Source organism: Marinococcus halophilus, assembly GCF_002265875.1.
GTDB lineage: Bacteria > Bacillota > Bacilli > Bacillales > Marinococcaceae > Marinococcus > Marinococcus halophilus.
Genome location: NZ_NPFA01000009.1, coordinates 90,151 through 103,369, shown reverse-complemented (window position 1 = coordinate 103,369; position 13,219 = coordinate 90,151). Strand labels below are relative to the sequence as shown.

The following is a 13,219-nucleotide window of genomic DNA, read 5'->3' as shown; positions in this document are numbered from 1 at the left end:
GAGGCATAATTATTTGGTTAAACCGGAGCATACCTGGAAAAAGTTGATTGTTTATATTCTTGGTTATTTTCTATTGGCAGAATGGCTGCTCCCTTTGCCGGAAGCAACCGGAACAGGGTCAGTGACCGTGTTTATGTTGGTTTCTGCAGCGTTTTTTATTGTAATTTATCTGCGTCCGCCCTGGTGGGCAGTAGTTGGCAGTGTACTGCTGATTATAATGGCAGGGGTAAACAGCGTTTTTTATGAGGGGTCGCCGCTGCAGCTGAACTGGCTGGTTTCTATGGTGGCGGAAGTGCAGACAAACGTTGTTTATATCATCAGCGGCCAATGGTATGCACTGACAGATATGTTCCGGAGTGTACTGTTTATGCTTCTGCTCGCTATCATGAGCTACTTGATTTATTTTTGGGTGGTGCAGTCTCGCAGGATTTTACTGTTTCTGACATTCACAATTATTTATATTGGGGTAATGGATACATTCTTTGAGTACGATGGAATGTTTGCGATTATACGTACCTTCGTTATAGGGTTTCTGCTTTTGGGGCTGCTTCAGTGGGAGCGTATTGTGTTACGCGCAACAGACAGGAAGGCCCAGAGAACAATTTTTGTACGGTGGACGCTGATTATGGCTGCCTTTTTAATTACTGCCGGAGGTGTAGGGGTGCTTGCTCCTAAAAGCGAACCCCGGTGGCCTGACCCCGTTCCGTTTTTAACATGGGGGGAGAGCAGCACCGGAAGCTCCCAGGGCGTGCAGAAGATTGGATATGACGGTACCGATGAACGGCTGGGCGGCGGCTTTCAAATGAGTGATATGCCGGTGTTTACAGCCTCCGGGGATATTAACGGATATTGGCGGGGGGAAGCAAAAAACGTATATACCGGCCTTGGTTGGGAAATAGATACCCCTGGCGAAACGTCTTTAGAAGCTGGTTTATACGATGAAAGTATCGAAACAGAAGAACAGGAAGTAAATATTGAAATGGCGGAAACCCAGGAGTTTGATTTTGCCTTTTATCCGGGCTCTTTTTTGTCTATTGAAGAAGACGTGGAAACGTCAGCGAATGCTTGGACTACCCAGGTATCATTTGGGGCCGAAGGGGAAGCGGCATCATTAAATAATTATACTGTAGCGTATGAAACGGCAGATTTTCCAGTGGAAGAGATGAGCGCCGTTACTGATAATACAGAGGACCCGGAAGAAATCACCGAATATTTTACACAGTTACCGGAGGATCTGCCTGGAGAAATTCAGGAGCTTGCTGAAGACCTTACAGCTGATGATGACAACCGCTATGCGAAAGCGAGAACGGTGGAAAGATATTTACGGGGCCCTGATTTTTCCTACCAAACGACAAATATTCCAGCTCCATCGGAAGGCGGGGATTACGTAAGCCAGTTCTTGTTTGAATCACGCGCCGGTTATTGTGATAACTATTCGACTTCGATGGCTGTGCTGCTTCGGACGCTTGATATACCCACGCGCTGGGTCAAAGGTTTCACAGAAGGTGACCAGGCGCCGGGAAATGAAAATGAGATAGAGGTCACAAATGAAAATGCGCATTCCTGGGTGGAGGTGTATTTTCCTGAGGTCGGATGGGTGCCGTTTGAACCGACGAAAGGTTTTTCCTCAGATTTTAACTACACGTATGAAAACAATGAAGCTGCAGAAGAAGCTCCAGAAATTGAAGAAGAGGAGCCGCAGGAAGAGGAAGCCGCTCCTGAAGAAGAAGAGGCAGCACCTGAGGCAGGGAATGTAGGCGATGAACAGGAGGATGCATCCGGAGAAGAAAGCTTCGACTGGAAGCTTCTGCTATGGGCGCTGCTTACAACAGCAGTTCTCCTCGTTGGAGCGGGATGGCTCTTCCGGAAAAAGCTGCTGAGTGCCTATCTTCTTTTCAAATACCGTCACATGAGGTCTGATAAAGAATTTATGAACGCCTATCAGGCCCTGATACGGCTTCTGCAGTCAGCGCGCGTAAAACGAAATGCTGGCGAAACGCTGCGGGAATTTGCTGGACGGGTGGACGAAGTCTATGACACAAGCGATATGGAGCGTCTGACGGAAAAATATGAGCGACTGTATTACGGACGCAAAACAGGTGACGGAGCCGAGCCGGAAACAGTGACAATATGGAAACGAATGGTAAAGAAAATCCGTTCTTGACCGGCCTGAAGCCGGCTGTTAAAATTTATTTCATGTTTACAGGTGAATACCTCGTATAGTTTGGGATCAGGCCCAAATGTCTCTACCCGGCCGCCGGAAAATGGCTGGACTACGAGGGCAGTGAGAGGCAGTCGGCAGCAGAAGCCTAACCGTATGTCTCCAAGTTGAAGCTGCTTTCGTATATTACGAAAGCAGCTTTTTTTGGTCTGCGAAGGAAAAATTATTATTGAAACATCCGAGGCCCGGGGAGCTGCAATCGAAATCAGACAGTTGCCGGGAAGCGGTCATTCCTTTAAAGTAAACCTTGCACGTACATATTTGAAAAACAGTTAGGGGTAAAAACAATGAGCGTAGGAAATATCAGTGAAACGATTATTGTCCTGGACTTTGGCGGCCAGTATAATCAATTGATTACACGCAGAATCAGGGATCTCGGCGTTTTTAGTGAGCTGCATCCGAATACGATCAGCGCAGAAAAAATTAAAGAATTAAATCCAGCGGGGATTATCTTTTCCGGCGGCCCGAACAGCGCGTATGCCGAAGGCGCGCTTACCTGTGATCCAGCTATTTTTGACCTGGATATTCCTATTTTGGGAATTTGCTACGGTATGCAGCTGATGACGCTGCATTACGGAGGAAAAGTGGAAAAAGCCCAGCATAGGGAGTACGGCAAGGCAAATATTCATGTGCAGGCGAACCCGGTGCTATTTGAAGGCCTGCCGAAAACCCAGAACGTGTGGATGAGTCATGGGGACTTAATTGTCGAGCCGCCGGAAGGTTTTACGGTGGATGCAACCAACCCATCATGTCCGGTAGCTTCCATGAGTGCTCCGGAAAAGAAAATGTATGGCGTTCAATTCCATCCGGAAGTACGCCACACTCAGTTTGGCGATGACATGCTGAAAAACTTTGCTTACCGTATTTGCGGATGCTCAAGCGAATGGACAATGGCAAATTTCATCGATGAGCAGGTGGACGTTATTCGTGAGCAGGTGGGCAGCCGTAATGTTCTTTGCGCATTGAGTGGCGGTGTGGACAGCTCGGTAGCCGCAGCACTTGTTCATAGGGCAATCGGGGACCAGCTTACATGTATGTTTATCGATCACGGCCTGCTGCGCAAAGAGGAAGCTACAGGCGTTATGGAGTCTCTTGGACGTGGTTTTCAAATGAATATCGTGAAAATAGACGCGGCAAAACGTTTTCTCGATCAGCTCAACGGCGTGAGTGATCCAGAACAAAAACGGAAAATTATCGGTAATGAATTCATATACGTGTTTGAAGAAGAGGCAGGAAAGCTTGAAAATGTGGATTTTCTTGTTCAGGGTACGCTGTATACAGACGTTATTGAAAGCGGAACGGATACAGCACAGACGATTAAATCCCACCATAATGTTGGCGGCCTGCCGGAGGACATGAAATTTGATCTGATTGAACCTTTAAATACGCTGTTTAAAGATGAAGTCCGCAAGCTCGGCACGGAACTTGGAGTGCCGGATGAAATTGTTTGGCGGCAGCCGTTCCCAGGGCCGGGACTGGGTATTCGTGTGCTCGGAGAGATCACGGAGGAGAAGCTTGAAATTGTGCGTGAATCAGATTATATACTGCGGGAAGAAATCAAAAATGCCGGCCTTGACCGTGAAATCTGGCAGTACTTCACGGCGCTCCCGGATATGAGAAGTGTTGGCGTGATGGGCGACAGCCGTACGTATGACTACACTGTCGGTATTCGGGCGGTTACGTCGATTGACGGTATGACTTCAGATTGGGCCCGTATTCCATATGACGTTCTCGAAAAGATTTCCACAAGAATTGTCAACGAAGTCCAGCACGTTAACCGTGTAGTGTATGATGTCACGTCTAAGCCGCCTTCGACGATTGAGTGGGAGTAAGGTTTACAGCTTAACCTCCAAGATTAATATATAATAGAACAAGAGAGAGTTTTGCCTGGGGAGAGGAAAGAGAGGAAGAGATAAGAGTATGGATCGTTTTTTTGAATTTGCGAAGAATGAGACGAACTACAAGAAAGAATCGTTAGCCGGTTTAACGACTTTCCTTGCGATGGCTTATATTTTATTCGTCAACCCCAGTATTTTAGCCGAAGCCGGAATGAACGAATCCGCCGTTTTTGTGGCAACAGCATTAGCAGCGGCCATTGGGACACTAATTATGGGGCTGCTTGCCAGGTATCCGATAGCTCTGGCCCCGGGGATGGGGCTTAATGCCTTTTTCACATATTCCGTGGTGCTGACAATGGGGATTCCCTGGGAGCTTGCTTTATTCGGGGTGTTCTGCTCCGGAATGATTTTTATCGGTTTAACAACATTTGGCATTAGAGAGAAAATTATCAACGCGATTCCAGAGGAGCTGAAGTATGCCGTCTCTGCCGGTATTGGGCTGTTCATCGCCTTTGTCGGCCTGCAGGGGGCACAGATTGTGGTAGCGGACGAGTCTACTCTCGTCACGCTCGGTACACTTACTTCCGGACCGGCTGCTCTTGCGGCATTCGGGCTTCTTGTCACTGTCATACTGATGACGCTTGGCGTCCGCGGTGGGATTTTTTACGGAATGGTGGTGACAGCACTGGCTGGAATTCTCGTGGGCCAGATTCAGCCGCCGGGCCAGATTGTCTCCGGGGTGCCAAGTATTGCCCCGACCTTCGGAGCGGCTTTCACCTCTCTTGCTGACTTTTCGTGGGACTCAAGCTTTATTATTGGGTTCATCATCGTTGTCCTCACGTTTTTGTTCGTAGATTTTTTTGATACAGCAGGGACGTTGTTCGCGGTAGCCAATCAGGCTGGATTTGTAAAAGACAACAAACTTCCGCGTGCCGGCCGCGCACTGGTGGCCGACTCATCGGCGACCGTCATCGGTTCGATTCTGGGAACATCGACGACGACAGCATATATTGAATCTTCAGCTGGTGTAGCTGTCGGTGGCCGCACTGGCTTTGCTTCCATTATTACAGCGCTGCTTTTCCTTACCGCTTTGTTTTTCTCACCGCTGCTTGGCGTAGTAACAAGTGCTGTAACGGCTCCGGCTCTTATTATTGTTGGGGCGCTGATGGTATCGTCGCTTCGTTTAATTGAGTGGCATCGTCTCGAAATTGCCGTGCCGGCTTTTTTAACCGTGGTATCCATGCCGCTTACCTACAGCATTGCGACCGGTATTGCCATGGGCTTTATCTTCTACCCGATCACGATGGTTCTGACTGGGAGAGGAAAGCAGCTGAACCCGATTATGTACGTTTTGTTTTTTGTATTTATTATCTTTTTCCTATTTTTAACACCGTAGCAAGCAGCACGTGCTTCCTGAGGGAGGCGCGTGCTTTTTGTTTTTTTATCTTCTGCATGGAATGAAGCTTTAATGGGAATAGGAGAAAGGATTAAATTATGGAGGTGGAAATATGAGCACATTTAAGGCATTGGTCGTGGATAAAAACGAGCAGGGAGAAGTTACAAAGGAAGTACGCACGCTGGAGGAAGGGGATCTGCCTGAAGGCGACGTCACCATCGATGTACACTATTCAAGCATCAATTATAAAGACGGCATGGCGGCAGCACCTGGAAGCCAGATTGCGCAGGGGTACCCGCTTGTGCCGGGCATTGACCTCGCCGGTACTGTGGCTTCATCCAGTGATTCAAGGTATCAGCAGGGAGATGAGGTACTCGTCACAGGCTATGAATTAGGAGTCGCCCACCACGGCGGCTATGCGGAAAAAGCAAGAGTGCCTGCTGATTGGGTAGTCCGGCTTCCGGAAGGAATGACGCCGAGAGAAGCAATGATTTTTGGCACTGCCGGATTTACAGCGGGTTTATCAGTCGTTCGCCTTGAGGAAGAGGGAGTTACCCCGGACCAGGGCGAAATCGTCGTGACTGGCGCTACCGGTGGTGTCGGTAGTATGGCAGTAGCTATGCTGCATTCGCTCGGATATGAGGTGGCAGCTGTCACGGGAAACGCCGAAGCCCATGATTACCTCCGGGATATCGGTGCTTCGCGCATTCTCTCCCGCGAAGATGTGAATCCCGATAAACGGAAGCCGCTCGGGAAAGCAACGTGGGCCGGAGCTGTAGATCCCGTTGGGGGAGAAACGCTTGCCTACCTGCTGAGTACAATGAAATATCACGGTACTGCAGCTGTCAGCGGCCTTACCGGAGGGACAGATGTTCCCACGACAGTTCATCCGTTCATTCTCCGCGGAATAAATCTGGCCGGAATTGATTCTGTTTACTGTCCGTCAGAAAAAAGACAATATGTATGGAATCGCCTCGCCAGCGACCTGAAAGTTCAATCGCTTCTTGACGCAATCGCCAGCGAGACTACATTGGATCACTTGGCAGAAGATCTTGACGCTATATTGGAAAGCCGCATTCAGGGCCGTCGCATCGTGGCTCTGAAATAACAGCCCTCATGCCCTCCACCTGGAAACGTAAGGATTACCTGTTTCAAAAAAGCGCCACGGATAATGACGGGCTTCACCGCTGCCGGAAATACCAACTCGTGGACCGCTTTCCACTGCAGGTTCAGATTCCTTTGGAGACAAATAGAGTGGTGGCTGGTCAAGTTCATGGCCGTAATAGCTCATATCAATACCAAGCGCTTTCGTTAGTTTGCCGGGGCCGTTTGTCTGCTGAATGCCGCGGGCGCGGTGCCGGCGTTTTTGAATGAGTTCAAGGCCTGCTACGGGCTCTATGGCACGGATAAGCACGGCTTCGGGGGAATCTTCCACTCCGCTGACGATGTTTAAAAGCGCGTGGGTGTGCATAGTATACATATAAACGTGGCCCGGCGAAAAAAACATAACATTTGTCCGTTTGGTTCTGCGGTAATTATAGCTGTGCGCTGCACGGTCTACCGGTCCTATATAGGCTTCCGTTTCAACGATTCTGCCAGCTGCAGGGCCCTCCGGCGTTTCATGTACAAGCACGCAGCCGATCAGCGCTCTGGAAAGCTCGAGGGTCGGTTTTTCATAAAAGCTTTTTGGAACAACAGAATAAAGTGTCATTGGGAAAGAATCCTTTCTTTTGGTGTATACGAAAAGGAATATATTGATTATGATAGAAATATAATGTATATGCTTTTACATAGCAATCAGCAAGCGTTTTTTAGTGTACCAAATCCCGGGTCATAGTAAAAATATTAAGGCAGGAGATGGAAGAGGTGCTCATATGGGTATAGCGGTCACGGTTATTATAGCTTTAATTATTATTGGAGCAGTCATTTTAATTCAGCGCGATCAGTATTTAAAGAAAGTTCGGCAGTATGACAGAAAGATGGAAGAAGAAATCGAAGGAAAAAGCTCGCAGTATCGCGAGGATATTCAGGCGATACGCGGTAAATACGAAGAAGAAAAAGGGAAACTGACAGATTACATCTATCACCTGGAGAAAATTTCCCGGGAACCGGAAGAGATGAAAACACATGAACTGCTTCGAAGCATTAAAAATGATCTTGTCGAAGCAAATAAAATCGCCGTAGATGAAATGTTGATTTCCGGACACGTATACGTGCCGCTCGATGAACGGTCAGAGCTTTCCACCCGCCAGGTGGACCACGTTGTTTTGACGACCCGGGGGCTGTATGTGCTTGAGACGCAGAAATGGAAAGGCCATATTATTCACGGGGTCAGTAAGCACAATGCCGGAACGCTTGATTTTGTGCTTGATACGCTGTACCCCGATCTCGAAGAAGATGTGGAAACGACGATGGTTTTTCAAAATACGAGCCGGGGGCACGTTCGTTCAGGAACGTTCGAGGTGCACGACAGTCCAATAGAGCATGCGAAAGCGACAGCTTCGATTACGGAAAACTTTCTGCGCAGGGAAAAGCACAATCCGGGCGAAGTCACGCCGATTATTTTTTTCGGCCACTCGAACACGCAGGATGACCGGTTTGTCCAGGACGTTTCGGTGGACGCTTTCACCCACCGGTTCACAACAGAGGCAGCACTGCGGGCCTTCTTTCATGAACAGTTTTCCCAGAACGAGCCCCTGTATTCCCAGGAGCAGCTGTATCAGATGGAACGCTCTATCATTACAACGAATTACGTCTCCTAAAATGCTTTCAGGCAAGAAACGCCGCAGCCAATCGCTGCGGCATTTTTTTGTGCCAAAATACGGCTCCACCTCTCCATTCCTAAAGGAAATTTAAAGATTTTCCGCTTTTGAAAACAGTAAAATTTTCTTATGTTAAGCTACTTTTGACATGCTTAAATAGTATATAATGGAAAATAGATAATAATGGTTAGAAGGGATATTATTATGGCGAATCAATATCAGGAAACCTTTATTGCAAATATTAAAAAACAGCACGAATACTTAGAGCAAAAACAATATGAAGATTTTAAAGAAATGTACAGATGGCTTCATACAATTAAAGGCACCGGAGCCACGCTGGGCCTGGGCCAGGTGGCTGAAACAGCAGAGGAAGCGATGTGGAGGCTCAATGCTGGCACTCCGGCAGAAACCCGGAGTGCCTATGCAGAAAAGATTATGAACATGCTGGAAGAGAGAGAGCGTGCAGATAAACTCACCATTTCCTATTATGCTTTAGAGGAAGAATCTTCATTTGTGCTTCTCGGCCATACGTCTCTGCACGTTTTGTATGAGGTGAAAGAGCAGCTTGAAGCGCTTGGGCATCATGTGCTGCTTGCCTCTGACCGCAGGAAGCTGGTGGAGAAAATCGAAGAGTACCATCCCGAAATGATTCTTCTCTCTGAGGCTTTAGCCATGCGGGGACGCCGGACCATTATTAAACGCATCAAAGATGCAGCGAGAGATGAGCTGCTGCCTGTCGTCGTATTTTGTAACGGCGGAATAGACACAGAGAGAGCAGATCAGTTTTATAAAGACGGGGCTGCTTTTGTGATCAAGCCCCCTTATTCCACGATGGAAATGGTGCAGGTTATTCACCGCCATCTGGAATGGCAGGCGCCGATGAAAGAAGCGTTAACGGTAGATGAGCTCACGGGGGCCTATAACCGGAAAATGCTCGAAATGGAGGAAGGTCGTCTGTGGGCGGAGTTTAAACGGAGCGGTAAACCTTTCTCTATAGCATTAACGGACCTTGACCATTTCAAGCAGATCAATGACAGCTACGGCCACGAGGAAGGCGATCAGGTGCTCAAATGGTTTGTCAGCCATATGCTTTCCCGGAAGCGCCCGAGTGATCATTTGATCCGCCTGGGCGGGGACGAGTTTTTGTTTATTTTTCAGCAGACGTTTGCGGAAGAAACAGAAAAGATAATGAAGCGGCTTCAGCAATCCTTTGCGGAATTTGTATCAGCCCGGCGCCTGCCGTACCGGCTCGGATTTACAGCTGGTATGTCTACAGCGACTACTGTGCACGCTTCCTTGCAGGAGCTGATCAATGAAGCAGATGCAGCGATGCTCGAAGCAAAAGGCTCCGGCCGGAATGCAGTCGTTTCCTATTCGGGAGAAACGACCATGGATCTTCCTTACATAAACGTATTTATTATCGATGATGACGAAGCAATGGCTTCCTTTGTCGCCGATCAGTTTCATCAGTTAAATGTTGCGAGGTACCGGGTACGGACAACATATTTTTCCTCTGGTGAAGCATTTTTTGAAAAAGAAAATTACGAACGCGGGCAGCGCTATTTTGTTGTGCTGGACGTTACCATGCCTGGGATGGATGGATTTGCAGTGCTTGAGAAGCTTCGGGGAAAATATCCGTCGAGTAACATGATTGTATTAATGCTCACAGGCAATCGGAACGAAGAGGATATCGTTCATGCGCTGGAACTTGGAGCGGATGATTATTTAATGAAGCCATTTCGAAAAGAAGAACTGGTCGCACGCGCGAAACGATTGATACAGCGGGTGCTGTGAACTGGGGAAGGCGGGGGAAATGTATAAAATACTAGTAGCCGACGATGCGGAAGTACTTCGCATGCTCATCGTAGATACTTTAGAGGACGAAGAAGGATACATAATTGACGAAGCGGCAGATGGAAGGGACGCATATGAAAAAGCGAGTGCTGCTTCCTATGATCTTTTAATTATCGATAATATGATGCCGGAGTATAACGGAGTGGAAGTAGTCTCCATGCTTCGGGAAGACGGTAGGCTCGAAAATATGAAAACGCTGATGATTACAGCGAAATCCCAGGACAAAGATAAAGAGGAAGCAAGAAAAGCAGGTGTGATGGAATTTGTATCCAAGCCGTTTAGCCCGGCTCTGCTAATTACGATCGTGGAGGAACTGCTCGATGCGTAACTACATAAAAAGCCGGCTTCACCGAAGATTCAGTATCATCTTTCTGCTCGTGCTCGTGCTTGCCGCTGCCGGAGGCATTGGGCAGCATATCTATATGAGTGCGAATCAGCAGGGACTCCAGAATGAATCGAGGCAGTGGCGGGAAACACAGAACGTTCTGGCAGATCTGGAGTTTTATACCCAGCAGATTATTATCGCAGGCCGCGGCTACCTTGCTTTCGGAGACGGAAGTGAACTGGATGACACTGAACGGAACCTTAGTGCTGCACGGGCTCAGCTCGAGGAATACCGGAGCCTGGGCAAAGCGGATACCGATCTGGTGGCTCAGACAGAAGAATTTTTGAACGATTATAAAAACGAATGGCTGCCTCAGCTGACTGAAGCAGTGGAAGCCGGAAGCACCACGATTGAGAATCGCGAGCAGATAAGCTCTCAGGCCGGAGCCCTCATTAACAGCTTATCGAGCGGCCACGATCAGGCTGAGGCTGCACGAATGAACGTAAATGACCGGTATTTTGAATTGAACGAGAATTCGAATCTTGCCTACCTTCTGTATTTGATTGGCATGTTGAGTGCGCTTGGCGTTATTGTATGGCTGCTTCTGCGAAAAATTACCGGTCCGCTATGGGAGATGAAAAATGCTGCTGCCAAAGTGGGGAGTGGTGAAGAGATAGCAATTTCCGACAATCACCGCAGTGATGAGATAGGAGAATTGAGCCGTTCCTTTAATGCGATGGCATCGAGTATTCAGCAAAACCAGAACGCGATTATGGATCGAAACGAAGAGCTGATCGTTCAGCAGAACGAGCTTCAGGAGCAGCAGGAATACCTGCGGACATTAAACGAACTGAACGAAACGTTCAGCGGTTCGATGGGCAAGCAGGTGCTGATGGAGCAGCTGCTTGCAAAAATGTACGATCTTTTTCATTTTGACAAAGGAATGGTTGCAGCTTTGGAACCGTCCTGGCAGGCTGCCTGGTACGGAATGAGTGAAGAGGAAAAACAGCATTTCGAGACCCATTCCGCCGATAGTCCGTTTGCTTTAATCGAAAACACGAAAAAGGCCCATGTAATTGAGCGGAAATCATACGGAGGAGAAGAAGGGCTGAGTACCAAAGAAACGACAGTATATGAAATGTATCTGCCGGTGTTCAGCAGCAAGCAGGAAATGATCGGAGCGGCGGTATTTACTAGGACCGGAAAGAATTTTTCTGGGCGGGAGCGTGAGACCATGCAAGGAATTCTCCGCCAGGCCTCTATTTCCTTCGGGCGTATTCTGTTGTTTGAGAAAACAGAAAAGGAGCGCTTTTTGTATCAGCGTATTATCGACAGCGTCGATGAAGGTATTCAGTATATTGATGAAAGCGGAACGCTGGAGCATGCGAATCATTGGACGTGGAGCATGATCGGAGCCGGGGCGCAGAATGAGGCTCAGGCGCTGCCGTTTGGGGAATGGACCTCTGAATGGCTGAAGCAGATCGATGAAGACTGCCGGGAAAAAGTAGAGAATTATTTCCAGGCGTTTATCGATAATGGAACAGGACCGGATTTCAGCATCGAGTACAAAATTACAACAGACAGCTCCGTGCATGTGTACGAGCTGTATGGACGTAATGTACAAATGGAATCTGAAGAAAAGGGAACAATCTTTGTGCACCGCAACCGGACGAAAGAATTCGAGCTTGACCAGATGAAATCAGATCTTGTCAGCACGGTGAGCCACGAACTTAGGACTCCGCTTTCGAGCATTTTAGGCTTCGCCGAGCTGCTGCTCGTTAAAGATTTGAAGCCGGCCCGCCAAAAAAAGTATATAGAAACCATTCACCGGGAAGGGGGAAGGCTGACTTCATTAATAAATGATTTCCTGGACCTGCAGCGGATGGAAGCGGGACGACAGGAATATGAGATGGAAGAAGTTGATCTCAGCAGCCTGATGCTTGAAGTGGTGGATACATTTGAACCCAACCAGCCGGAGCACACGTTTGTAGTAAAAGACCGGCTGCAGTATGGACGTATCCATGCAGACAAAGGTAAAATCGTGCAGGGCGTTACTAATATTATTGGCAACGCGGTAAAGTTTTCTCCAGAGGGCGGGGAAGTGAAAATTGAGCTTGCCAATGAGCAAAATATGGTTCGTGTGAAAATTTCCGACGAAGGCCTTGGAATACCGGAAAAAGAACTTCCGCATCTTTTTAGTAAGTTTCATCGTATAAATGATGAAGATCGGCGGAAAATACGGGGTACCGGCCTGGGCCTTGCAGTAACAAAACAAATTGTAGAAGACCACAAGGGGCGGATAGAGGTTGCTTCGACGGAAGGGGAAGGCAGCAGCTTCTGCTTATTCTTCCCGCTGGCAGGAGTGGAATTTGATATGGAAGAACTGCCGGAAGGAAGTGAGCTGCACTCGGTGTTGATACTCGAAGACGACCGAAGCCTTGGGATGCTTCTTTCAGAAGAGCTTCGTCATGCCAGGTATGAAGTGGTGCACTACTTTAATCCTTACAAAGCGCTGGAGGCGCTAAAGCGGGGGCTGAGGCCGGAAGTTTTTGTGGTGGACCTGATGCTTGGAGAAGAGATGGACGGATGGAAGTTTATTGAACGGTTGAAATCGTTCCGACATACTGAAGATGTGCCGATTATTGTTTCCTCGGCCCTTCACGAGGATAAAGAACGAATGGCCCGTATGGATGTGCGGCATTACCTGACCAAGCCGTATCCGCCCAATAGTTTGTCCCAGCAGGTGCGCCGCATCATTGAGCAGACTGATAACCATGGCGAAGTATACGTTCCTGATTTTAATGAAGTGTAACGTTTTTTCCG

9 protein-coding genes and 1 riboswitch are annotated in these 13,219 nt (G+C 48.2%); of the genes, 8 read left to right on the top strand and 1 reads right to left on the bottom strand.

The window, feature by feature from the left end; translation table 11 throughout:
* The first annotated feature begins 13 nt into the window (after positions 1–13).
* From CHL76_RS10800 to CHL76_RS10785, 4 genes are all read left to right on the top strand, one after another.
* Entirely contained in the window at positions 14–2,164 is a 2,151-nt protein-coding gene (locus CHL76_RS10800) for a transglutaminase TgpA family protein (RefSeq protein WP_094908553.1), read from the top strand.
* Between the two features lie 31 nt (positions 2,165–2,195).
* Positions 2,196–2,296, top strand: a riboswitch (purine riboswitch).
* Between the two features lie 212 nt (positions 2,297–2,508).
* A complete protein-coding gene (gene guaA / locus CHL76_RS10795; protein WP_094908552.1) occupies positions 2,509–4,053 on the top strand; it encodes a glutamine-hydrolyzing GMP synthase in 1,545 nt (514 codons plus the stop codon).
* A gap of 88 nt (positions 4,054–4,141) precedes the next feature.
* Positions 4,142–5,455 carry an NCS2 family permease gene (locus tag CHL76_RS10790; RefSeq protein ID WP_079474202.1) on the top strand — a complete coding sequence of 438 codons (1,314 nt, stop codon included), beginning with the start codon at positions 4,142–4,144 and terminating at the stop codon, positions 5,453–5,455.
* A 112-nt stretch (positions 5,456–5,567) separates the two neighbouring features.
* The gene (locus CHL76_RS10785; RefSeq protein WP_094908551.1) at positions 5,568–6,563 is read left to right on the top strand and encodes an acrylyl-CoA reductase family protein; all 996 of its coding nucleotides are present in this window, start codon (positions 5,568–5,570) and stop codon (positions 6,561–6,563) included.
* Positions 6,564–6,569: 6 nt separating this feature from the next.
* On the opposite strand, the gene CHL76_RS10780 is transcribed toward CHL76_RS10785, so the two are convergent.
* Complete coding sequence (locus CHL76_RS10780; protein WP_094908550.1) at positions 6,570–7,166, bottom strand: DNA-3-methyladenine glycosylase; 597 nt, start codon at positions 7,164–7,166, stop codon at positions 6,570–6,572.
* A 163-nt stretch (positions 7,167–7,329) separates the two neighbouring features.
* On the opposite strand from CHL76_RS10780, the gene CHL76_RS10775 reads away from it, so the two are divergent.
* From CHL76_RS10775 to CHL76_RS10760, 4 genes are all read left to right on the top strand, one after another.
* Positions 7,330–8,217 (top strand): nuclease-related domain-containing protein, encoded by an 888-nt coding sequence (locus tag CHL76_RS10775; RefSeq protein ID WP_079474205.1) that lies wholly within the window; start codon positions 7,330–7,332, stop codon positions 8,215–8,217.
* A 204-nt stretch (positions 8,218–8,421) separates the two neighbouring features.
* A complete protein-coding gene (locus CHL76_RS10770) occupies positions 8,422–10,011 on the top strand; it encodes a diguanylate cyclase (protein ID WP_158219154.1) in 1,590 nt (529 codons plus the stop codon).
* A 19-nt stretch (positions 10,012–10,030) separates the two neighbouring features.
* A complete protein-coding gene (locus CHL76_RS10765) occupies positions 10,031–10,399 on the top strand; it encodes a response regulator (RefSeq protein WP_094908548.1) in 369 nt (122 codons plus the stop codon).
* Positions 10,392–13,208, top strand: coding sequence for an ATP-binding response regulator (locus CHL76_RS10760; RefSeq protein ID WP_094908547.1), 2,817 nt, complete (start codon positions 10,392–10,394; stop codon positions 13,206–13,208). Before CHL76_RS10765 ends, CHL76_RS10760 begins: the two co-directional genes overlap by 8 nt.
* The last annotated feature ends 11 nt before the right edge of the window (positions 13,209–13,219 follow it).